This is a genomic window from Aliarcobacter butzleri, from assembly GCF_900187115.1.
Taxonomy (GTDB): domain Bacteria; phylum Campylobacterota; class Campylobacteria; order Campylobacterales; family Arcobacteraceae; genus Aliarcobacter; species Aliarcobacter butzleri.
On record NZ_LT906455.1, the window covers coordinates 1,833,277 to 1,857,012 of the forward strand.

The following is a 23,736-nucleotide window of genomic DNA, read 5'->3' on the forward strand; positions in this document are numbered from 1 at the left end:
ATTCCCTAGTAAAGCCGAAAAATATACTATAAAAAAGTTTAAAATATGTTAAACTTTTCCCTATCAAACCTTTACAGTATCGATATTATACAAAAAAAAAATGGATTGATTTCATACATACTGTATAAAATATATACAGCTTACATTATTTATAAACAAATTTACTATTTATGCTTCTATTTTATTTACTGAATTTTTATTCATTTTTTCAAGTTCTATAAAATAAGAGTGTCCTAAATATATCACAAAAAATACTGCACTAAATAGCGTAGCAAAAGGAATCATAGAAATAAAATATAAAAAAAGTGTTCTTAATCTAAACTTATTAGCCTCTTTTTCATAAATAATTTTATATTGAGTTTTATTTAAAATTGTAGAACTTACATCAAAATTCAAAAGTTTATGAAAAAAATAGTAAAGTGGTAAAGCAAAAGCTATAACATTTAAAACTGGAACAAAATAAACTGGAATTAAAAGTATAAACAAAAGAAACATTATAAATAGATTTTTAAATAAAACCCATAACGATAAACTCAATGTTCCATAACTATCAAGTTGTAAATGAGAATAATATTTTTGATGTAAATTTTGCAAAATCATTGGTGTTAAAAAACCAATTACAATTAAAGTTAAAATAACTGAAATTTGTAAAATCAAAATCGTTCCAACTGTATAAAATAAAAAGCCAGCTATCCAAGATACAAATGAATATTTGAACAAAAATACTATTGCATAAGTTAACCAAACAAAATAAAAAGGTGCATTTTCATCAATAACAACTTCTTGTCCATTTTGTGAAGCAACTGCAACCTCTTTTAAGGCACTAAAACCAAAATCAGCTGCCATAAAAAAAAGTGCATACAAAATAATCATTGTTACAATTAAAGGCACAATTGCAATTTTTAACATTGGGCTTGAAAAAAAATCTTTTATACTCTTAAAAATAACTTCTACTTCATTCATCTTCTAACCTTTATTAAATCTAGTTCTATATTCGCATTTTTGACATAATTCTTCTACCAAAATATCTTTCTTAAAACCATTTTGTATATCTTTTACTCTTTTTGAAGTCAAAATATTTTTCAAACTATTATCTTCAATATTTCCTAAATTTATGATTGCATCTTTATCCAAACAACAAGGTACAACATCTCCATTTGATAAAACCCCAAAATGTGAATCCAAACCATAACAAAATCCAGTTTTTGAAACTTCTTTATTTTCTAAATTTGGCCAATTAAAATATTCATCAAAATTGAAAAATATTTTTCTATCTATTCTTATATTTTTAGGTCTATTTTTATAAACATCTTCAATATCAATATTTGTATCAAAAGCTTCATTCATTTTATTAAACACTTTTAAATTAAACTCTTTTGCACTATTTTTTTCATCTAAATTCCAAATTCTAAAGTTTATAAAATATTCATGCTTTTGCTTTTGAGCAAATTTTACAAACTCTATAATTGGTTCTAAATATTCATCTAAAGATTTTTTATGAGAATTTGCATTGTATGAATTAATCGAAAAATTTATCTGCTTAATTGTTGGATTTAACAAAGTTTCATAATGCTTTTTATTTATGTTATTTGCTGTTGTTGTTATATTTACTTTTAAATTATGTTTTGAACTAATATTTAAATATTCATCTAAATTTGATAAAACTAAAGGATCTCCAACTATGTGATATGCAAGTTCAGTTGTAAACTCTTTTAATTGCAAATTTAGTTTATCAAACTTATCTAAAGTCATAGTTTTATTTGGCAATATTTTAGGAGGACAAAATGTACATTTTAAGTTACAAATATTTGTAATTTCTATATGTACTTTTCTAAATCTTTTTATAACTTATCCTTCATTTTTTATAAGATTGTATCGAAGATTTATTGAAAATATAATTTGTATTTAAAAAGATAGAAGAAGAAAGAGGTTATCTCTTCTTTCTTCCTAGAAGTTCTCCCATTCATCAGATTGCTCTGATCTTTTTGAACTCTTTTTATTTATAAATGGTGAATCTAACGATTTCTCTTTTTGATTATTATTCAACTCTTTATTTTTATTAATATCTTTACCTTTTACTTTATCTTTCCCTACAAACTCTTTTGCATCAACATCACTTACTACTAATTTTGCTATCTCATCTGCTACTATTGCTATATCTTGTGTTTGTGTTGCGATACTTGCATTTTGTTGTGTTTGTCTATCTAATTGTGTTACTGCATCATTTATTTGTTCTATTCCTGACAGTTGTTCTTTACTTGCGTTTTGTATATCATTTATTAAGTTTATTGTTTGAGATATACTATGATTTAACTCTTTATATCCTCCTATCATATTTGTTGCAATACTTTTACCTTGATTTGCTTTTATTGTTGCGTTTTCAACTATTGTTTTTATATCTTGTGCAGCTTCTGCGCTTCTTGATGCTAGGTTTCGCACTTCTTGTGCAACAACTGCAAATCCTTTTCCTGCTTCACCTGCTGTTGCTGCTTCAACTGCTGCGTTTAAAGAAAGGATATTTGTTTGGAATGCTATATTATCTATTATACTTATTGCTTCATTTACTAAGTTTACTTGATTATTTATTTCATCCATTGCAACTGTTGTTTGATTTGCAAAGTTTTCTCCATCATTTGCCAATTTTGTTACTTCACTTGACAATTTTGCCATTTGTGCTATATTTTGAGTATTATTTCTTACATTTGAAGTTATCTCTTCTAAGGCTGCTGCTGTTTCTTCTAAAGATGCTGCTGCTTCATTTGAGCTTAGGTTTAATTTATCTACATTTAGAAGTAGTTCACTTGAACTTTTACCTAAAGTCAATCCATTTGTTTTATTATCGATTAACATTTGTGTTATTGAATCACCTAGGTTATTTACACCACTTGCTAGTTTTAAAAGGTGTTCTTTTAAACCTTTTTGGTCTATTTTATTTAAATAATTATAATTTGAGTATTGTTCTAATACTTTTAGAACATTATCTATATTATTTTCTAAATTAGAAGCCATATTATTCAGAACTTCTTTTAACTGCATCAATGCTGGGTTTGAAACACTTAGGTTTAATCTTTGGCAAAGGTCACCTTGTTCAAATTCTCCTAATACTGCTATTGTTTCATCTATTAGTTTTCTATCTTCTTCTATTCCTTTTTGTGTTTTTACTATATTCTCATTTACCACTTTTGCCATTTGTCCAAATTCATCTTTTGAATCTAGGTTTATTAATTCTGCTTTTGAAGACTCTCGGTTTAGATATGAGAAAAAAGATAAAATTCCATCTCTTATAACTAATAAATTTTTATTTAATATTTTTACATTAAATAGTATCGTAGCAATCATAACTAATAAACTACATAATCCAGAAATAAAAGAGAAATTTCTAATAAAATAGGCTTCTTTTAGATATTCATCTTGGGGAGCTGAAACCACGAAACTCCAATAATATTTTGTATCACCAAATTGTACAGGATAAACAAAATTATAAGAATCACTATTTGTTCGTAAATTTTTAGAAAAATATGAAAATACTTCTCCTTTTTTACCTTTTTCTATTGCGTCTAAAATACTTTCATTACTTGTTACATCTTTTATGTTTTTATTTATATTTTTAATCTCTGGATGACTAATAATTACTCCATAACTATCAATTAATGTAGCATATCCTGTTTCAAATATTTTTATTTGTTTCATCTGTTTTATCAAAAAGTCTAAAGAAATATCTATTCCAACAACTCCAACTATTTTTTCTTTATAAAAGATAGGTTTAGAAATTGTAATCATCAAAACATCTTCATATATATAAGGTTTTGTTATTGCTATGTCTTTTTTGTCAAGAGCTATTTTTACCCAAGAATTATTTACATTCCATTCATCTAATATATTGATGTTAAAAGTATTTTCATCTTTTCTTGATACATAAGGTTGAAAATAACCATTTTTTTGAGTATAAAATTCTTTATTGATTGTTCCATCATATTTTTTATACAAAAGTTCACCATTTTCAAAAGTAAAAAATGCTCCTTTTATAAAAAAATTCTGACTTAATAAGGATTTAAAATAGTTTATAGTTCCTTCTTCAGATAATTTTTCATCATATTCTAAAGCTATTTTATATTTATTTGCTATATCATTAGTAACTGTAAATGCTTTATCTAATATACTACTTAACTCTAAAGTACTACTTTTTGACACTTCATTAACGTACTTTTGTGACTCTTTTTCTAAAGCACTAAAAGCATTTGATGATATGATATAAGACATTATACTTAAAGAAAGTACCGTAATTGAAACTAAAATAAGTAAAAGTTTTGTTCCAAAGTTTAAATTTTTCATTTTATCCCCTTTTTTTTGATTTTTATAATTAAATATTTTTTATTAGACTTTCAATACTCCTTCTAAGTTCATGCAGTCCAAACAATATATCTTTTAGAAATCTTTTTTTTTGTAAATCTTCGTTATTTTTTACACTAAACTCCAGTTCACTTTCTACTTTTTCAATCATTTCGAGTAGTAATACTTTCATTTTTACTCCTAAAAAATTATTTTCCTTTAATAATTCATTATCTTATCTTATCTTATCTTTCTATTAATTAGCCACATGTTTTTTATTTGTACATAAAATGATTTTTATTTCTTTATATTATTTGAATTTATATGTTTTTATTTTAAGATTATTTTTTATTACTAAATAAAACTATTCGAAAGATAATTTTAATTATTTGGTTTATATTTTCCTATATTTAGGTACTAAATAAATATAATATAAATTATCATAATTATATAGTTAAATTATTTTTTAGAATTTTAAATCAGTAAAATTATCTCAAAAAAGTTTATGAAAGAGTTGTTAATACGAATATTTATGATAATTAATATTATATTTTGATTAAAGATATTAAGATATTTATTTATTGAAAAAAATTATTTTTTATATCAAAAGGAAAGCTTAAAAGCTTTCCCAATCATCATTAGCTGATTCTTTAGATTTAATAGGTGCATTTTTAGCAGTTTTTTCAGTTTTTGTTTCTGGTTGCTTTACACTTTTTGTAGCTTTTTTTTCTATTTCTTTAGCTTTTACTTTCTCTTTTCCTAGAAACTCTTTTTCATCTGCATCACTTACAATTAGTTTTGATATTTCATCTGTTACTATTGCTATGTCATGCGTTTGACTTGCTACCATTGCATTTTGTTGTGTTTGTTGATCTAACTGATTTACCGCATCATTTATTTGCTCAATTCCTAAAAGCTGCTCTTTTGAAGCATTTTGTATATCTGAAATTAAATTTATTGTTTGAGAGATGTTTTGATTTAGGTGTTTATATCCTTCTATCATATTAGAAGCTATCTCTTTACCTTCATTTGCTTTAATTGTTGCATTTTCTACTATTGTTTTTATCTCTCTTGCTGCTTCTGCACTTCTACTTGCTAGATTTCGCACTTCTTGTGCAACAACGGCAAATCCTTTTCCAGCTTCTCCAGCTGTTGCAGCTTCAACAGCTGCATTTAAACTCAAGATATTTGTTTGAAATGCTATATTATCAATAACACCTATTGCTTCATTTATTAATCTTACTTGATTATTTATCTCATCCATAGCAACTGTTGTTTCATTTGCTAACTTTTCACCTTGATTTGCAGAAGTTGTAACATTAGATGATAATTTAGACATTTGAGCAATACTTTCTGTATTATTTCTTATATTACTTGTTATCTCTTCTAAAGCTGCCGCCGTTTCTTCTAAAGATGCTGCTGCTTCATTTGAACTTAGGTTTAATTTATCAACATTTACCAAAAGCATATTTGAGCTTTTATCCAAAGTTAATCCATTTGTTTTATTCTCTACTAACATTTGTGTTATTGAATCACCTAAATTATTTACACCACTTGCTAGTTTTAAAAGATGTTCTTTTAGATTTTTAGTTGATATTTTATTTAGATAGTTATAATTACTATATTGTTCTAAAATATTTAATACATTTTCTATATTATTCTCTAAATTATCTGCCATCTTATTTAATACATTTTTTAGTTGAGTTAATGCTGGATTAGATACATTTAGGTTTAACCTTTGGCATAAGTCACCTTGTTCAAACTCTCCTAAAACTGATATTGTTTCATCTATTAGTTTTCTATCTTCTTCTATTCCCTTTTGTGTTTTTATGATATTTTCATTTACTATTTTTGACATTTGTCCAAATTCATCTTTTGTGTCTAAATTTATTAACTCTACAGTTGAAGATTCTCTATTTAAGTATGCAAAAAAGCTAAATAGTCCATCTTTAAAATTCTCCAATGAATTTACTATATTATTTGAAATAACTATTGAGATTAAAATAAATATTGAAGTTGCTACAATTGCTAAAATCACTAAATCAATATCCAATGATTTATAAGCATCTTCTCTTAGCATTATTGCATTTTTATTTATTTCTTGAATTTTGTGTTCTATTTCTAAACCAATATTACTCATTTTTGATATTCTGTTTTTCATATCTTCTGACTCAGTAGTAATTCCATTTTTAAAATTACTAATATTCTCTTTTGCCAAAGCATCAAATTCTTTCAAATACTCTTTTGAATAATTCAAAATATCATCACACAAATCTCTATTTTCTTTTAAAGAAAAAGTTGATTTTGCAGCAAAAACATCTTCCATCAATTTTTTAAAGTCATTTTGAACTTTTTGACTGCTCTCTTCTGTTAAATTTCTTAAAAATTGATAAACAGAAATTCTTCCTTTTAAATTTTGCTGAATAAATTCTTCAGTTGAAATAGCTGCATTGTTTCTTTGATGAGCAATATTACTAAAGTGTTTATACACTAAACCAGAACCTATTACTATTAAGATAAATAGTATAGGAAATAAAAACAATTTTTTTCTCATATTCATATTCTTTAACATTCGGCGTCCTTTTTATTTGTGTTTTTTTGAATTTTCGATGGCTCTTCTTATTTCATGCAAATCAAATAGAATATCTTTTAAGAGTCTTTTTGAGGAAATATCTTCTTCTTTTTTTTTATATTTGTTAGATTCAGTTTCAATATGTTTTATACTTTTAATTAGTAAGTCGTAAATTTTATTCATTTTATTTCCTCAAATAATATAAAATGCCTACAAAGTAATAAAATTATTTTTATTATTTCAATAAGTTATTATCTTATCTTATCTTATCTTTCTATTAATTAGCCAATATATTTTTTTCATTTTTATTATTGGTAAAAACATAGAAACAATACAGTAATAATCGATATTCCTTAAATAATTTAGTATCTTATCTTATCTTATTTTTCTATTAATTTGCCAGAATTATTTTTTGCTTTTTTAGAAGAATAAATATAAATTTTTATAATTTATATTTATTTGAAATAGTTATATTTTAGAAATAATTGATTTTTGATAGTTATTTAGGGTTTTAGAATAAATAATAATTCTATTTAATACCCTAAAATTTCCTTTACTCTTTTCTCATGCTCACTTTTATTATCATTTTCATTATTTTCAACGAAAATATTTTCTTTGCCTTTTTTACTATTATCTTTTATAATAGATAAAGAGTCTTGCAAATATTTATCTTCAAGTTTTTTTAGTTCACTTAATTGTTCTCTTATATATGTAATGTCTTTTGATTTAGGAATCATATATGGTGTTACAATTATGACTAAATTATTTTTTTTATTCATTTTTGAATCATTTTTAAATAATTCTCCAAAAAGTGGAATATCGCCTAAAACTGGAACTTTTTGTTCTATAGTTTCATTTTTATTTTCTATTAGTCCTCCTATTATTACACTTTCACCATTATTTAAAATAGCTGCTGTTTTTATCTCTTTTTTTAATGTATCAGGATTTTGTCCAGCTGAAACAGAAGTTGATTTTATACCTTCTAATAAAGTATTAATTTCTAAAGTCAACTTTGTATCACTTGAAATTCTTGGTTTCACTTTAAGAGTTAGTCCGATATCTTCTCTTTCATAATTTGTTCTTTGTAATCCACCGTCAGTTAAAGTACTAGAAATTTCAACTGAAATTTTTTCTCCTACATATATAGAACTCTCTTTATTATCTATTGCCAAAATTGATGGTTCAGAAACTATATCTAAAGCACCATTTTGTTGAAGTAAGTTTAAACTAGCGCCCAAAGCAAGTCCTGATTTAATATTTACATCACTCATTCTTATTCCCAAAGTATCAACTGCTTCTTTTATAGCATTTGAGCCACCATTTAAATTTGAAGAAATTGCATTTATTCCATCACTTCTTGCACTTGCATTTATAATTCCATAAGAAATTCCTATTTTATTAACAAGTTCATTATTTACTTCTATAATTTTAGCCTGAACATAAACTTGAGCTTTCTCTTTATCAAGTTCTTGTATTAAGTCTTTTATCTGTTTTAATTCATCTTTTGATGCCATAACTACCAAAGAGTTTGATTCTAAATCCAAAGAAACAAAAGGTTTTATTGTTTTATTAATATATTTTTTATTTACAACATCATCTAAAATTTTTATAATATTTACACCATCAACATTTTTTAAACCTATAACTTCTGTAAACTGTTCTTCTTCTTTAATTATTTCTACTTTTTTTACTTTTAATACACCATTCTCTTCAACTAAAAAATATCCTTTTTCTTTTAGTATTGTTTCTAAAATATCAAATAAATTCTCTTTTGTAATTTTTTGTGTTGGAATATAATCAACTTTTTCATTTATGATTTGTGTTACTAGAATATTTCTTTTGGTTATTTTTGAGGTTATTTTTATTAAATCATCAACTTTTATATCTTTAAAATTGATATTTATTTCATCATTTGAGTATAGATTAAGAGCATAAAAAAAAAGTAGTAAAACTATAAATATTTTTTTCATAAATAACTCCAGATATTATCTTGAATTATTTATATTATCTTAATATTTCTCGAAAGTAAAGGCTTTAAGTTCTCAAACTCTTCATTTGTAAGTTCAATTTCTAATTTTACATTCATATCAAAATCTTTTGAAACAATCTTTATATTCTCTTGATTTAATATGTATTCTAATTGAGAAAGCTCATTATAATCAATTTCTAATAGTTTTGTTATTAATTTTTTATACTCTTTAAACTCACTTATTTTTATGACTTCATTGGCACTATTTGAATATGCTCTAACTAATCCACCAGTTCCTAATTTTGTTCCACCAAAATATCGTACAATAACAACTGCACTATTTACAATATCTGCACCACTTAAAACAGCTAAAGTTGGTTTTCCACTAGTACCTTTTGGTTCTCCATCATCGCTACTATTTTCCACTATTTGCTCAAATTCATTTAAATACCTATAAGCATATACAAAATGAACTGCTTTTGGATGTTCTTCTCTTAATCTTTTCATAACCTCATCAAAATTTGAATAAGGAAATAAATATGATATAAATTTTGATTTTTTCTCTTCAATGGTGTAACTAAACTCTTTTTGAACAAATTTCAAATATAATTCCGCCTATGAGACTAGATATGTACTTAACTACTAATTTTAATATACAAAGTCGAAACAAAGCGACTGAACTTATAAAATCAAATAAAGTTAAATGTGATGGTGAGATTATAACAAAACCATCTTTTAATGTTTTGGATTTTCATAAAATTGAACTCTTAGAAGATGACTTTTATGTTTCAAGAGCTGCTTATAAATTAAAATTTTTCTTACAAGAGTTAAAAAACTTTGATTTAAAAGATAAAAATGCTTTAGATATAGGAAGTAGCACTGGTGGATTTACACAAATTTTATTAGAAAATGAGATAAAAAAAGTAACTTGCGTTGATGTTGGAACAAATCAACTCCACGAACGAATAAAATATAACGATAAAATAAACTTTTTTGAAAATACTGATATTAGAAATTTTGAAAGTGATGAAATTTTTGATATAGTTACTTGTGATGTATCATTTATCTCTATATTAAACATAATTGATGCTATAAATACTCTTGCATCAAAAGATATAATTATCCTTTTTAAACCACAATTTGAAGTAGGTTCTAATGTAAAAAGAGATAAAAAAGGTATTGTAAAAGATAATAATGCAATACAAAAAGCAAGAGACAACTTTTTAAATAAAACAAATATTTTAAATTGGACTTTAAAATATTCAAATATTAGTAAACTACAAGGAAAAGATGGAAATGTTGAAGAGTTCTTCTATTTTAGTAAATAAAAATACAATTACAGCTATTGCAATTGGTGGATTTGATGGTATGCATATAGCACATCAAGAACTTTTTAAAAATTTAGGTGAAAATGGTGCCATTGTTTCAATAGAATCAGGTTTTGCAAACTTAACTCCAAAAAGTTATAGACAAGAATATAGCAAATATCCAATTTATTATTATGTTCTTGATAATATAAAAAAACTTGAAGGAATTGAATTTATAAAGTTACTCAAAGAAGAGTTTCCAAAATTAGAAAAAATAGTTGTTGGTTATGACTTTTGTTTTGGAAAAAATAGAAGTTGTTCAACGCAAGATTTGGAAGAGCTTTTTGATGGAGAAGTTATTATTATTCCTGAAATAAAAGTTGATAATATCGCTGTACATTCAAGAACTATTAGAGAATTTATAAAAGATGGAAATATAGAACTTGCAAACAAACTTTTAGGAAAAGAGTACAAAATCTATGGCTTTTTACAAAAAGGTCAAGGTTTAGGAACTACAAACTTTGTTCCAACAATAAATCTAACAATTGATGAATTTTTACTTCCAAAAGAAGGAATTTATATATCAAAAACTGTTGTTGATGAAATTGAATACTCTTCTGTTAGTTTTTTAGGACATAGAGCTACAACTGATGGAAATTATGCAGTTGAGACTCATATTTTAGATAAAAATATAGAAGTAAATAATCATAATATTCAAATAAAATTTATAAAAAGAGTTAGAGACAATCAAAAATTTGATAGTTTTGAAGAACTAAAAAAACAGATTCTTGATGATATTGAAGTCTCAAAAAACTATTTTTCTTTGATTAAATAAAAATTTTAACTCTTTTAGATAAAATATAAGTATGATAGATAAAGTATTTAATAAATCAATTACAAAACAGTTTGAATTTGATGAAGAAGTAGCTAGCGTATTTGATGATATGCTAAATAGATCAGTTCCTTTTTATAAAGAGATGCAAAGATTATCAATAAATTTTGCTTGCAATTTTCTAAGTGAAAATGACAAAGTTTATGATTTAGGATGTTCTACTGCTTCAACTTTAATTGAATTAAGCAAACATTGTAAACATAATTTAAAATTAATAGGTATTGATAACTCTGATGCAATGCTAAAACGAGCTTCAAACAAAGCTAAAGCTTTTGGGGTTGAAATCGAGTTAATAAATGCTGATTTACATGATGTAACATACAATGATGCAAAACTTATTCTTTCAAACTATACTTTACAATTTATCAGACCATTACAAAGAGAAAAATTAGTAAAAAAAATATATGATTCATTAGATGAAAAAGGTATTTTTATCTTTAGTGAAAAAGTTATTTCAACAAATTCTAACCTAAATAAACAGTGCATTGATGAATATTATGAGTTTAAAAAAACTCAAGGTTATAGTGAATTTGAAATATCACAAAAACGAGAAGCTTTAGAAAATGTACTAATACCTTATACTGAAGATGAAAATAAAAAAATGATAAAAGATGCTGGATTTAGCCATTGTGAAACTATTTTTAAATGGGTAAATTTTGCAACATTTATAGCAATAAAATAAAGGAAAAAAGTTATGTTAAAAATTGGAGATAATGCACCAAGTTTTTGTGCTCCAAATCAAGATGATGTAGAGATTTGTTCAAGAGATTTAGCAGGAAAATGGATAGTTTTATACTTTTATCCAAAAGATTTAACTCCTGGTTGTACAACTGAAGCTTGCGATTTTACAGATAAACACTCATTTTTTGATGATTTAGATGCTGTTGTTATAGGAGTAAGTCCTGATGATACAGAAAAACACAGAAAATTTATTGATAAATATGACTTAACAATAACTTTATTATCTGATGAAACGAAAAAAATATGTCAAGATTTTGGTGTTTGGCAACTGAAAAAATTTATGGGTAAAGAGTTTATGGGTGTAGTAAGAAGCACTTTTATTATAAATCCTGAAGGAAAAATTGCAGCTTTTTGGGATAAAGTAAGTGTTAGAAAAACAAAAAGTGTAAAAGGTGAAAAAATCGAAATTTTACATGTTGATGAAGTTAGAACTAAACTTCAAGAATTACAATCAAACTAATAGGAAAAATGATGAAAAAAACGTTTAACAAAGCTCTATTTTTAGGTGCAATATCTCTACTTTCAAGTAATTTATTAGCTGATGAAACTATTTGTTATAAAAATGGTTTAGATTTACCTTCTCAAATTGAAACTTCAAAACTTGATGGTGGAATTTGTGAAGGAAAATTGACTTTAAATGATATGAAAAAATCTGGTTGGGATATTTTAGATATTCAAGTTACAACATCTCAAAATAAACTTAGCTATTCATACTATTTTTATAAAAATACAAATCAAGCTTTATCAAATACACCTAAAACTTATGCAAATAGTTTAAACTATTCTAAAAAAGAGTTTTCAATCAAACCTATTGGTGCAAAAGTTGTAAATCTAAAAGATAACCAAAGTACAATTGAAATTGGTAATTTAACTGTTGGACAATCTGGTATTGTTGTACATATTTATGATAATGATAAAAGATTAATTGTTGCAAATGCAAAAGTTATCAGTTCAACTCCTACTTCATCAGTTGTTGAATATTTTCCTTTTGATGACTTAAAACAAGATGCTATTCCAACTACAAAAAGAGTTGTAACAAATAATGATGTAATCGTTTTAAATTATATGTACAATCAATCTTTATTAATTGCACCTGATTATGATAGCTTCCAAGCAGTAAGAAGTGATTTTAAACAAAATAACTTTATTCACTCAGATATTTTTGGTACAAAATTAAAAGTAAATAATCAACCTTTCCCAACAAAAGAAGATATTCAAAAATTTGCAATTGAACAAAACTTAGGAACAATCTTCTTTGTATTAGATAGTAAAGTATATATTCTTGATACAAAAACATTTGCTATATTAGATGTTTATAGCTTTCCTGTAAATATAAAAGAGAAACAAATGCCATTTTATACAAGAGTTGAAGAGATAAAAGGACCTCTTATTGATTTTTCATCTATTCCATTTTTCTCTGATAAAGAAGATTTAGGTTATGATGATTATTATAAGCAAATTTTAGGATTAAAATAATGATTGATAAAAAACATTTAGATTATTTAACTTCTATTGTAGGTGTTGAAAATATAAAAAGTGATAAAGCTCACTTAATTGCTTTTTGTTATGATGCAACAAGAAGTAGATTTGAACCTGATGCTGTAGTTTTTCCAAGACATGAACAGGACGTTAGTGATATTTTAAAATATTGTAATGAACATAAAATAGTTATCGTTCCAAGAGGAGCTGGTTCAGGTTTTACTGGTGGTGCACTTCCAGCAAATGGTGGAATTATTCTTTCACTTGAAAGACATATGAATAAACTACTTGAAATTGATATGGAAAATATGGTTGGAGTTGTTCAACCAGGACTTATAAATATGCAATTTCAAAAAGCAGTTGAAGAAGTAGGACTATTTTATCCACCAGATCCAGCAAGTGAGGAATATTCGTCTCTTGGAGGAAATGTAAGTGAAAACGCAGGTGGAATGAGAGCTGCAAAATATGGTATTACAAAAGATTATGTAATGGCATTAAGAGCAGTTTTACCAAATGGAGATATTATAGTTGCTGGTAAAAAAACTATTAAAGATGTAGCAGGTTATAACACAGCTGGAATTTTAATAGCAAGTGAAGGAACTTTAGCAGTTATCACTGAAATTACTTTAAAACTAATTCCAAAACCAAAATTCAAAAAAACATATATGGGAGTTTTTCCTAGCGTTGATAGTGCCATGACAGCTGTTTTTAAATCACTTGCTGCTGGTGCTAATCCTGTTGCAATGGAATTTTTAGATGCTCTTGTAATTAAAGCATTAAAACAAAAATTTCCTCATATTAGCCTTCCTGAAAATGCAGGTGGAATTTTAGTTGGTGATGTTGATGCAAGTAGTGAAGATGAAATAAACTCTCAATTAGAAACTTTAAAAAACTCTTTTGCACAAAATGGTTCTATTGATTTTATAGTGGCAAGTGATGAAGAAGAGAGCAAAAAGCTTTGGTTTGCAAGAAGAAATGCAAGTCCAGCAACTATGATTTATGGAACTAAAAAATTAAATGAAGATATTTCTGTTCCAAGAAGTAAATTACCAGTTGCATTAGAAGGAATCTATAAAATTGGTGGAAAATATGGATTCAACGTTCCTTGTTTTGGTCATGCAGGAGATGGAAATATCCACGTAAATGTTATGGTTAAAGACAAAACAAATGAAAAAGAGATGGAAGATGGACATAAAGCTATCGAAGAAATTTTTCAATATGTTGTAGATTTAGGTGGAACTTTAAGTGGAGAACATGGTATTGGACTTTCAAAAGCACCATTTATGAATATTGCATTTACTGAAGCTGAGATGAATCTATTTAGAAGTATCAAAAAAGCTTTTGACCCAAATAACATCTTAAATCCTTTTAAAATGGGATTATAATTTAGTTATGCAAAAAGAAGATGGTAATATAAATCTTTTAAAAAAATTTATTCTTGCTGTTGATTCATTTTTTAATGATGATACAACTTACTATGCAGCGAGTTTAAGTTTTTTTACTATCTTCTCTATTTTACCAATAATTGCTCTAGCAATAGCAATTATTTCAAATTTTCCAGAATTTCATGCTTATATGAATACTTTTACTATTTATCTGTTTAATTTTATAAATCCAACTCATTCAAAAGATATAATCGAAGCTTTAGAAAACTATATTTCTAATTCAAACAAATTAGGATTTTTAGGAATTATTTATATGATATTTGTTTTTGTGATGTTTTTTAAAGATTATGATTATATTGTAAATAAAATTCACGAAACAATAAGACGTCCTGTTATATTATCTTTTTTTATTTATTCTTTATTTTTTATAATATTTCCTCTATTTTTTGTCATTTTAACTTTTGTTTTGTCATTCTTAGAAAATGATTTTTTGCGAAACTCTATATCTTTTATATTTACTTGGTTTATATTTTTTAGTTTATTTAAATTAAGTGCAAATAAAAAAATAGCTAATTATGCAGCTTTAATATCATCATTTTTTACTTTAGCAGTTTTAAGTATCTCTAAAAATCTATTTATTTATTATGTAATTTATAATAAAACTTATACAACTATTTATGGTTCACTTGCTACTTTATTGTTTACATTTTTTTGGATTTATGTTTCATGGATAATATATTTATATGGAATAAAGATGTGTCACAAACTAGATTTAAAAATGAAAAAATCTTAATTTTTCACTAAATCTAATAATTTATCATTTAAAGAAATGTGTAAATTTCCTTTTGAATCATTTTGATTAAAATCTACAATTTTATAACAATCAAAACACAATATTATAATATTTTCAAAATGGTAAGTACCACCATCTTTTATCTCTTTTGCAAAAGCTGTATGAACATCAGTTAATTCAGCTAAAAATTTTCCACATCTATTACAACAACCCTCATCTCTTCTATAAACAAACTCTTTTCTTTTTAGCCAGTCAACTGGATATTTAAAATTTGTTGCCGAATTTAAGTTATATCCATTCCAAAGTTTATCTTTTTGAATTGATTTTTGAGTAGTTTTTATATATTCAAAGTTTTGAAATTGTTTAACAATATTTTCAATCATTAAACTTTTTCTAACTTTTAGATTTGTTTCATTTTCAAAATGTTTTGAGACACTGTAATCTATTTTAATTTTTGGATGATTAGTTTTCATATAAGATTCTAAAATTTCTAAAAATATTTCAAATTCATCAATTTTAGTATCTTCTTTTGTAGAAAACATCTTTTTTAGTGTCTCAATCAAAATTAGTCCTCTTTAGATCTTTTTACATCTGCACCAATAAGAGAAAGTTTACCTTCAAGATTTTCATACCCTCTATCAAGATGATAAATTCTGTGAATATTTGTCTCTCCGTTAGCTACAAGTGCAGCTAATACAAGAGCAGAAGAAGCTCTCAAATCAGTAGCCATAACATCTGTTCCATTTAAGCTTCCCATTTTACCATTGATTGTCGCAATATTTCCATTTAGATGAATATCTGCTCCAAGTCTTAAAAGTTCACTAACATGCATAAATCTATTTTCAAATAATCTTTCATCAATAGTACTTGTTCCATTTGCTTGAGTTGCAAGTGCCATAAATTGTGCTTGCATATCTGTTGGAAATCCAGGATATTCTGTTGTGATTATGTTTACAGGTTTTATTTCATTTGTTGGTAAAATTGTAACACTATTTTCATCTTGTAATACTTCAAAATTCATTTCTTCAAGTTTTGAAATAACTGCTTCAAGATGTAAAGGAATAACTTTGTTTATTTTTAACTTTTTATTTGTAATTGCAGCAGCACACATATAAGTTCCAGCTTCGATTCTATCAGGAATTACATCAAAAGGTTTTATATCAATTAATTTTTGTCCTGTTCCTTCTATTACAATTTTTGATGTTCCAATACCTTCTATTTTAACACCACTATTTGCTAAAACTTCACAAAGCTGTACAATTTCAGGTTCTTTTGCTGCATTTATAATTGTTGTTACACCATGGGCAAGAGCTGCTGCCATAACTATATTTTCAGTTCCACCAACAGTTACTTTATCAAATACAATTTTTGCACCTTTTAAACCATTTGGTGCTGTTGCTTTTATATATCCTTGAAGAATCTCTATTTTTGCACCCATTTGCTCTAATGCTTTTAAGTGTAAATCAACTGGTCTTTGACCTATTGCACAACCTCCTGGAAGAGAAACTTCGCAATGTCCAAATCTAGCTAATAATGGACCTAAAACTAAAATTGAAGCTCTCATAGTTTTTACAATATCATAAGTTGCTGTCGTATTATTTATAGTTGAAGTATTTATTTTTACTTTGTTTTCTTCTTTTACAAAACTTCCACCAAGTTTTAAAATAAGTTTTAAAAAAGTATTTATATCTACAACATTTGGTAAATTACCAATAGTAATCTCATTTTTTCCTAAAATTGTACAAGCAATCAAAGGTAAAGCAGCATTTTTTGCTCCAGATATTTCTACACTTCCTGAAATATCTTTTCCACCAACAATTTTTAAATATTCCATAATCTTCCTATAAACAGTCATTTTTGGGCTAATATTATCTAAAATAAGCTTTATTTTTTACCTTATTTTAATAGCATAAGCACTACAATCGCATTTTTATACGATTAAGGAATTATTTTGGATGAACAATTATCAAAAGGAATAAAATATATACTTCTTGCTTCATTTTTATTTGCACTTATGAGTGTTGCTGCAAAACATTTAAGTAACTCTATGAGCTCAGTAGAAGTTGTATTTTTTAGAAATATTTTTGGAGTAATATTTATTTTAATATCTATTTATCGCTCTCCATTAAAACAACTTGGTGGAAAATTTTGGTTATTAGTATTTAGAGGATTTATTGGCTTTGTTTCACTTTTATTTTTCTTTTATAATATTGCAAATATCCCTTTAGGTGAAGCCATGACTTTTTCAAAAACTTCAGCGATTTTCACAGCAATTTTTGCTTATTTATTTTTAAAAGAAAAACTTGGTTTTAAAGGCTGGATTGGAGTTTTTGTAGGATTTATAGGAATTTTATTTATCACTGAATTTAATGGAACAAATTTAGAAAAAAGTGACTATTTAGGGATACTTTCAGGAATAGGAGCTGCACTTGCATATACTTCTGTGAGAGAATTAAGAAGATATTATGATTCAAGAGCAATAGTTTTATCTTTTATGGCAATAGGAGCACTTGGACCACTAATTTTAATGATAATTGGAAATTTTTATACAAACCCTCATCTTGATTTTATGTTAGCAACTTTTATAATGCCAGAAGTAAATGATTGGATATTTATTATCTTATTAGGAATTTTTGCAACTTTTGCACAAATCTTTATGACAAAAGCATATTCTTTTGCAAAAGCTGGAATTATAGGCACTATTTCATATAGTGATATAGCATTTTCAATAATATTAGGAACTCTTTTAGGAGATAAAATCCCTTCATTTTTGATAGTTTTAGGTATAATCTTGATTATTATAAGTGGATTATTAGTATCTACTAAAAAAAATTGAAGGATTTTTTAAATGTTAAAAATAATGACAGGACCATGTGTCCTTGAAGATAGAGATACAGTGATGAAAATCGCTGAAAAATTAAAACCTTTAAGTGAAGATAAAAGAGTAGAATTTTATTTTAAAGCTTCATTTGATAAAGCAAATAGAACAAGTTTAAGTTCATTTAGAGGACCAGGTCTTGATGAAGGACTAAAAATTTTTGAAGAGATAAAAAAAGAGTTTGGATATAAAGTTGTAACTGATATTCATGAGTCATACCAAGCAGCTCCTGCTGGAGAAATAATAGATATTTTACAAATTCCTGCTTTTTTATGTAGACAAACAGATTTACTCGTAGCAGCTGCAAAAACTCCTGCAAAAATAAATATCAAAAAAGGACAGTTCCTTGCAGCTGATGCTATGAAACATCCTGTTGAAAAAGTATTAAATACAAGAGGAATAGACGAAGTATCTTATGAAAACTCGCAAAAAGCTGGTGTTTGGCTTTGTGAAAGAGGAAATACTTTTGGATATGGTGCTTTAGTTGTGGATATGAGAAACCTTATACTTCTACGACAATATGCTCCAGTAATTTTTGATGCAACTCATAGTGTACAAATACCAAGTACTGGTGGAACAACAGGAGGAAATAGCTCTTTTGTACCATATATGGCAAGAGCAGCAGCAAGTGTTGGAGTAGATGGATTTTTCTTTGAAACACATATTGATCCAAAAACTGCAAAAAGTGATGGACCAAATATGCTACAAATTGATGATTTATATAAAACTATGAATGAGATTTTTGCAATCAAAGAAGCTTTAGGGTATAATTGATACCTTATTTTTAAACAAATTTTGGAGAAACAGATGAAAGTAATAGAAGGTGTTTTAAGACTTAAAGGAAATGAAAAAATTGCCGTTATAAATGGTAGATTTAATCACATAATAACAGATAGATTAGTAGAAGGTGCACGTGATGCTTTCAAAAGACATGGTGGGAATGAAGACAATTTAGATTTGATTTTAGTTCCAGGAGCTTTTGAAATTCCATTTGCTTTAGAAAAAGCATTATCAAGTGGAAAATATGATGCTGTTTGTTGTGTTGGTGCAGTAATAAGAGGAGCAACTCCACACTTTGATTACATTAGTGCAGAAGCTACAAAAGGTATTGCTACAGTTGGACTAAAATATGGGAAACCTGTATCAAATGGTGTTTTAACAACTGATACAATAGAACAAGCAATTGAAAGAGCTGGTTCAAAAGTTGGTAACAAAGGTGCTGAAGCTATGGTTACTATTATTGAAATGTTAGATTTATATAACGAAATGGGGAAATAATTTTGGCAACTAGAACACAAGCAAGAGAGTCTGTTATTGGTCTATTATATGCTTATGATTTAGGAAATGATGGTATTACTAAATTTGTAGATGAAATTTTAGAAGAGAAAAAAATAAGAAATAATCAAAAAGATTTTGCACTTAATTTATTTAATGGAACTATCAAAAATTTAAGCCAAATTGATGAAAATATAGTTTCAAACTTAAATCAAGGAACATTAAGTGATATAGGTTCTGTTGAAAAATCTATTTTAAGACTTGCAATTTATGAAATTTTATTTGAAAGTTTACCAAAAGCAATAATTATAAATGAAGCTATCGAACTATCAAAAAGATTAGCTAGTGATGGTGCTCCAAAATTTATAAATGGTTTACTTGATAAAATAGTAAAGGCTTAAAATGAATAAAGCTATGAAATTATGTGTATCTTTAGATTTAGAAACAGCTAAAGAAAATTTAGACCTTGTAAAACAGTTAAAAGATTTTGATGTATGGTTAAAAGTTGGGTTTAGAACTTATTTAAGAGATGGTAAAAAGTTTTTAGAAGAGTTAAAAGCTATAAATCCAAATTTTAAAATATTTTTAGATTTAAAACTATACGATATTCCAAATACAATGGCTGATGCAGCTGAAGATATATCAAAATTTGGAATAATTGATATGTTCAATGTTCACGCAAGTGCTGGAATTATTGCTATGAAAACAGTTATGGAAAGGATAAAAGATATTCCAAATAAACCTTTAGTTCTAGCTGTAACTGCTCTTACATCATTTGATAATGAAAATTTTAAAGCAATTTATAATGAAGATATAGAAACAAAAGCAAGACAATTTGCAAAAGATACTTTTGAAGCAGGAATGGATGGGGTTGTATGCTCAGCTTTTGAGAGTTTAGATATAAAAAATAACACTTCAAAAGATTTTATTACTTTATGTCCAGGAATTCGTCCTTTTGGAGAAGATAGTGGTGACCAAAAAAGAGTTGCTGATATTGCTTTTTCAAAAGAAAATTTAGTAGATTTTATAGTTGTTGGAAGACCTATTTACAAATCAAATAATCCAAAAAAAGTTGTAGAAGAGATATTAAAAAGCATTTAATATCCCTTTTTCACATTTTAAGTCATATTTAAGAGATATGTTATTATAATTCCCATCCTGATTTTATTAAAATAAATTCAGACAGCTGAAGAATGGACAGTTGGGTGAGTTGGCTGAAACCACCTCCCTGCTAAGGAGACGTACTGGCAACGGTACCGAGGGTTCAAATCCCTCACTGTCCGCCATCGTGGGTCATTAGCTCAGCTGGTTAGAGCACTCGGCTCATAACCGAGTGGTCGAAGGTTCGAGTCCTTCATGACCCACCACTTATTTAAAACATTCCCTTAAAAATCCATATATACTTATCAATTTAGCAAAACATTTACAATTTCTAAAACTAAAATTTATTAAATTCTTTTATAAGCAATCATAGTAAAATTAATAATTACTATTACTAAAGCTTTATTTCGCTATCATCAAACATTTATTTTAATTTTAGGAATTATTATGGAAAACATCATATTATCAATTATTACTTTAGGCGCACTTTTTTATCTATACAAAAAAATTTTCAAAAATAACGGTTGCAATTGCGGAAAAGGTTCTTGTAAATCAAATGAAAAATAGTGATATTATAATAGATATCTCAAATTTATCCTATTCATACAATTCTAAAAGGATTTATGAAAATCTAAACTTGCAAATAAAAGAAGGCACTATTTTTGGTCTTTTAGGAAAGAATGGTGTAGGAAAGTCTACTTTAATAAATATTTTAATGGGCTTTTTAAAACCAAACAGTGGAAAATGTTTGATTTTTGGAGAGCCATCTCATAACTTGAGTGCACAAATAAAAAAAGATATTGCTTTATTATATGAAGGATTTATAACTTATGATTTTATGAGCATAAAAGAGATAGAAAAATATTTTGCACCTTTTTATCCAAATTGGAAAAAACCTGTTTTTTATGAGTTAATAAATCTTATGAATTTAAATCATAATCAAAAACTCTCAACTTTATCTTTTGGGCAAAAATCACAAGTAATTTTAGGACTTTTATTTGCTCAAGATGCAAAACTACTAATTCTTGATGATTATTCGATGGGACTTGATGCAGGATACAGAAAGCTATTTATTGATTATTTAAAAGATTATGTAAAAGAAACAAATAAAACTGTACTTATCACTTCACATATTATGAGTGATTTAGTTGATTTGATTGATGACATCGCAATCATACAAAAAGATAAAGAGATTTATAAAAATAGTATGAAAAATTTTATAGAAAATTTTAGATGTTATAAATTAAACGAAAATGAACAAATAGATTTAAAAAATGTACATAGAGTTGAATCTCACAAAAATTACAAAAAAATTTATACATTTGAAAATTTTGATTCATTAGAAGAATTACAAGTTGATTTTGAAGACAAATTTTTGGGATATGTAGGGAAATACTAATGTTTCAATCAATTTTTATAAAAGAGTGGCTAAAAATAAAAAGCTTTTTATTATTCTCAATTCTAACTTCAATAATAATTTTAGGATATTTTGCATTTAGGTTAAACTTCGAGTTTTCAACGGTCGAACCTGAATCTATGATGTGGTATAGATTTGTTCAATTAGAACAAAAACCATATTTTGATTTAATATTTTATTATCTCATTTTTGGCTGTTTATTTGCTTTATTTCAGTTTTTGCCAGAACTTATTCAAAAAAGAGTAAAAGTAACTATTCATCTACCTTTAAATTTGGCTCAAATAGTTTTTTCTCATATTTTTATTGGTTTAGTATTTATCATATTTTATTATAGTTTTATCTCTTTATCTATTTTAGCAATTTGTGCACACTATTATCCAGAAGAAATTGTGCAAATAATATTTAAAGATACTTTAGCTTTTAGTCTTATTTCTATAATTTTTTATATTTTAGTTTCAGCTTTGATTTTAGAACAAAACAAAAAAATTTTATTTTTAAAAGCTTTAATTTCGGTTTTATTTTTATTCGTATTTGTAAAAGAACAATTTTTTATAAATGATTTTTTTATTCTATTTACTGTTTTAATCTTTTCACCATTTATTTTACTTGATAGTTTTTATAGCGTAAAACAACAAAGATTAAAAATATTTTATAAAGTTGGCTTTTTTATTATCTCTTTTATTCTTTTATCCTCATCTTTTTTAAATTATAAAGAGAATTATCAAAAAGAGTTTTATAAATACTACATTTTTTATTCAGATATTTTAGAAGAGTTTGTTTATCAAAAAAATTTTGGAGAACATAGATTTGAGTATGGGATAAAAGATGATAGAACTTTTTTACAAAAAGAGTATGAATCATATCTTCCTTTTGTTTATTGGAGAGATTTGGATATTCAGAAAAAACTTCCAGTTACTATAAATGAAAAAGTTTTTACTAAAGATGAAATCAAAGATTCGAAATTAGGATTTGATTACAACTATAAATTACTAAAAAAACAAGAGACTGAACTTTATCCACTTTTTAATCCTCAAACTAATGAAGGAATGATTAAATTTCCAGAAGAGTTTTTTGGTATTTTTAAAGATGGTGCAAAAATTTATGATTTTGACAATGACCATTTAAAGGAAGATTCTAAAGAGTTAAATAAAAAATTACAAGAAATAGATTTTTCATATCCTGTAAAAAATATTTGGGGTAAAACTACAAATATAAAACCTTTTGATTTAGGATATTTGATAATAGATAATAAAAATAGACTTTTCAATCTAAAAAAAGAGAATAACAATATACAAATAAAAGAGATTGAATATCCTAAAAATATAGATATTGTTTATATAAATATTGCAGAAAATAAACAACAAAATTTAAGCGGTTATGCAATAGATAAAAATAGCAATTTTTATCTTTTAACTTGGGATTTTGAGTTTATAAGACTTGATTTGAAAGAGTTTGATTATAAAAAAATGAGATTAAAATTTATTGCTGATCCAGTAAATTATCTCATTAGATACGATGATCAAAAAAACTATTATGCAGTTATTTACTCAAAAGATGATTATAAAAAAATAAAAGAAATTAACTTTAAAGATTAGAAG

General features: G+C 25.8%; 25 protein-coding genes and 2 tRNA genes. 17 read left to right on the plus strand and 10 right to left on the minus strand.

Features of this window, described 5'->3' with window-relative positions:
• Positions 1 to 168 precede the first annotated feature (168 nt).
• From CKV87_RS09150 to CKV87_RS09175, 8 genes are all read right to left on the minus strand, one after another.
• Positions 169 to 963, minus strand: coding sequence for an EI24 domain-containing protein (locus tag CKV87_RS09150; RefSeq protein ID WP_012147783.1), 795 nt, complete (start codon positions 961 to 963; stop codon positions 169 to 171).
• 3 nt (positions 964 to 966) lie between these two features.
• Positions 967 to 1,767: an SPASM domain-containing protein gene (locus CKV87_RS09155; protein ID WP_049751269.1), complete on the minus strand. Its 801-nt coding sequence runs from the start codon at positions 1,765 to 1,767 to the stop codon at positions 967 to 969.
• Between the two features lie 180 nt (positions 1,768 to 1,947).
• A complete protein-coding gene (locus CKV87_RS09160; protein ID WP_012147785.1) occupies positions 1,948 to 4,332 on the minus strand; it encodes a methyl-accepting chemotaxis protein in 2,385 nt (794 codons plus the stop codon).
• A 28-nt stretch (positions 4,333 to 4,360) separates the two neighbouring features.
• A complete protein-coding gene (locus CKV87_RS11730) occupies positions 4,361 to 4,522 on the minus strand; it encodes a hypothetical protein (protein ID WP_155400741.1) in 162 nt (53 codons plus the stop codon).
• Positions 4,523 to 4,945: 423 nt separating this feature from the next.
• Positions 4,946 to 6,901 (minus strand): methyl-accepting chemotaxis protein, encoded by a 1,956-nt coding sequence (locus tag CKV87_RS09165; RefSeq protein ID WP_012147786.1) that lies wholly within the window; start codon positions 6,899 to 6,901, stop codon positions 4,946 to 4,948.
• A 12-nt stretch (positions 6,902 to 6,913) separates the two neighbouring features.
• A complete protein-coding gene (locus CKV87_RS11735; protein ID WP_012147787.1) occupies positions 6,914 to 7,084 on the minus strand; it encodes a hypothetical protein in 171 nt (56 codons plus the stop codon).
• 350 nt (positions 7,085 to 7,434) lie between these two features.
• Positions 7,435 to 8,871 carry a type II secretion system protein GspD gene (locus tag CKV87_RS09170; RefSeq protein ID WP_012147788.1) on the minus strand — a complete coding sequence of 479 codons (1,437 nt, stop codon included), beginning with the start codon at positions 8,869 to 8,871 and terminating at the stop codon, positions 7,435 to 7,437.
• Between the two features lie 29 nt (positions 8,872 to 8,900).
• Positions 8,901 to 9,473: a YigZ family protein gene (locus CKV87_RS09175; RefSeq protein ID WP_012147789.1), complete on the minus strand. Its 573-nt coding sequence runs from the start codon at positions 9,471 to 9,473 to the stop codon at positions 8,901 to 8,903.
• A 14-nt stretch (positions 9,474 to 9,487) separates the two neighbouring features.
• Here CKV87_RS09175 and tlyA point away from each other — a divergent pair, with 14 nt between their 5' ends.
• The 7 genes from tlyA to CKV87_RS09210 are packed head-to-tail and all read left to right on the plus strand — an operon-like array spanning position 9,488 to position 15,467.
• Positions 9,488 to 10,198: a 23S rRNA (cytidine-2'-O)-methyltransferase TlyA gene (gene tlyA / locus CKV87_RS09180; RefSeq protein WP_004511214.1), complete on the plus strand. Its 711-nt coding sequence runs from the start codon at positions 9,488 to 9,490 to the stop codon at positions 10,196 to 10,198.
• Complete coding sequence (locus CKV87_RS09185; protein WP_012147791.1) at positions 10,167 to 11,012, plus strand: bifunctional riboflavin kinase/FAD synthetase; 846 nt, start codon at positions 10,167 to 10,169, stop codon at positions 11,010 to 11,012. Before tlyA ends, CKV87_RS09185 begins: the two co-directional genes overlap by 32 nt.
• 31 nt (positions 11,013 to 11,043) lie before the next feature.
• Positions 11,044 to 11,751 carry a carboxy-S-adenosyl-L-methionine synthase CmoA gene (cmoA, locus tag CKV87_RS09190; RefSeq protein WP_004511216.1) on the plus strand — a complete coding sequence of 236 codons (708 nt, stop codon included), beginning with the start codon at positions 11,044 to 11,046 and terminating at the stop codon, positions 11,749 to 11,751.
• 12 nt (positions 11,752 to 11,763) lie between these two features.
• Positions 11,764 to 12,270, plus strand: coding sequence for a thioredoxin-dependent thiol peroxidase (gene bcp, locus CKV87_RS09195; protein ID WP_004511217.1), 507 nt, complete (start codon positions 11,764 to 11,766; stop codon positions 12,268 to 12,270).
• Positions 12,271 to 12,281: 11 nt separating this feature from the next.
• The gene (locus CKV87_RS09200; protein WP_012147792.1) at positions 12,282 to 13,286 is read left to right on the plus strand and encodes a plasminogen-binding N-terminal domain-containing protein; all 1,005 of its coding nucleotides are present in this window, start codon (positions 12,282 to 12,284) and stop codon (positions 13,284 to 13,286) included.
• On the plus strand, positions 13,286 to 14,674 hold the full coding sequence (locus tag CKV87_RS09205) for an FAD-binding oxidoreductase (protein WP_012147793.1): 1,389 nt from the start codon (positions 13,286 to 13,288) through the stop codon (positions 14,672 to 14,674). The genes CKV87_RS09200 and CKV87_RS09205 overlap by 1 nt, the downstream gene beginning before the upstream one ends.
• A 7-nt stretch (positions 14,675 to 14,681) precedes the next feature.
• Positions 14,682 to 15,467 (plus strand): YihY family inner membrane protein, encoded by a 786-nt coding sequence (locus CKV87_RS09210; RefSeq protein WP_012147794.1) that lies wholly within the window; start codon positions 14,682 to 14,684, stop codon positions 15,465 to 15,467.
• Here CKV87_RS09210 and CKV87_RS09215 read toward each other — a convergent pair.
• Both CKV87_RS09215 and murA read right to left on the minus strand, forming a co-directional pair.
• Complete coding sequence (locus tag CKV87_RS09215) at positions 15,464 to 16,030, minus strand: HNH endonuclease (protein ID WP_012147795.1); 567 nt, start codon at positions 16,028 to 16,030, stop codon at positions 15,464 to 15,466. The genes CKV87_RS09210 and CKV87_RS09215 overlap by 4 nt on opposite strands.
• A 2-nt stretch (positions 16,031 to 16,032) precedes the next feature.
• Positions 16,033 to 17,301, minus strand: a complete 1,269-nt coding sequence (murA, locus tag CKV87_RS09220; protein ID WP_012147796.1) for a UDP-N-acetylglucosamine 1-carboxyvinyltransferase — start codon at positions 17,299 to 17,301, stop codon at positions 16,033 to 16,035.
• 117 nt (positions 17,302 to 17,418) lie between these two features.
• Here murA and CKV87_RS09225 point away from each other — a divergent pair, with 117 nt between their 5' ends.
• The 10 genes from CKV87_RS09225 (at position 17,419) to CKV87_RS09270 (ending at position 23,733) form a co-directional block, all read left to right on the plus strand.
• Positions 17,419 to 18,303, plus strand: a complete 885-nt coding sequence (locus CKV87_RS09225; RefSeq protein ID WP_012147797.1) for a DMT family transporter — start codon at positions 17,419 to 17,421, stop codon at positions 18,301 to 18,303.
• Positions 18,304 to 18,315: 12 nt separating this feature from the next.
• Entirely contained in the window at positions 18,316 to 19,119 is an 804-nt protein-coding gene (gene kdsA, locus CKV87_RS09230) for a 3-deoxy-8-phosphooctulonate synthase (protein WP_012147798.1), read from the plus strand.
• A 33-nt stretch (positions 19,120 to 19,152) separates the two neighbouring features.
• Complete coding sequence (ribH, locus tag CKV87_RS09235) at positions 19,153 to 19,623, plus strand: 6,7-dimethyl-8-ribityllumazine synthase (protein WP_004511225.1); 471 nt, start codon at positions 19,153 to 19,155, stop codon at positions 19,621 to 19,623.
• Positions 19,624 to 19,625: 2 nt separating this feature from the next.
• The gene (nusB, locus tag CKV87_RS09240; RefSeq protein ID WP_004511226.1) at positions 19,626 to 20,021 is read left to right on the plus strand and encodes a transcription antitermination factor NusB; all 396 of its coding nucleotides are present in this window, start codon (positions 19,626 to 19,628) and stop codon (positions 20,019 to 20,021) included.
• A 13-nt stretch (positions 20,022 to 20,034) separates the two neighbouring features.
• Positions 20,035 to 20,721: an orotidine-5'-phosphate decarboxylase gene (gene pyrF, locus CKV87_RS09245; RefSeq protein WP_197697170.1), complete on the plus strand. Its 687-nt coding sequence runs from the start codon at positions 20,035 to 20,037 to the stop codon at positions 20,719 to 20,721.
• 94 nt (positions 20,722 to 20,815) lie between these two features.
• A tRNA-Ser gene (locus tag CKV87_RS09250) sits at positions 20,816 to 20,906 on the plus strand.
• Between the two features lie 4 nt (positions 20,907 to 20,910).
• A tRNA-Ile gene (locus CKV87_RS09255) sits at positions 20,911 to 20,987 on the plus strand.
• 181 nt (positions 20,988 to 21,168) lie between these two features.
• Complete coding sequence (locus CKV87_RS09260) at positions 21,169 to 21,288, plus strand: hypothetical protein (RefSeq protein ID WP_004511228.1); 120 nt, start codon at positions 21,169 to 21,171, stop codon at positions 21,286 to 21,288.
• The gene (locus CKV87_RS09265) at positions 21,278 to 22,120 is read left to right on the plus strand and encodes an ABC transporter ATP-binding protein (protein WP_012147800.1); all 843 of its coding nucleotides are present in this window, start codon (positions 21,278 to 21,280) and stop codon (positions 22,118 to 22,120) included. Before CKV87_RS09260 ends, CKV87_RS09265 begins: the two co-directional genes overlap by 11 nt.
• Positions 22,120 to 23,733 carry a DUF4857 domain-containing protein gene (locus CKV87_RS09270; protein WP_012147801.1) on the plus strand — a complete coding sequence of 538 codons (1,614 nt, stop codon included), beginning with the start codon at positions 22,120 to 22,122 and terminating at the stop codon, positions 23,731 to 23,733. Before CKV87_RS09265 ends, CKV87_RS09270 begins: the two co-directional genes overlap by 1 nt.
• Positions 23,734 to 23,736 lie beyond the last annotated feature (3 nt).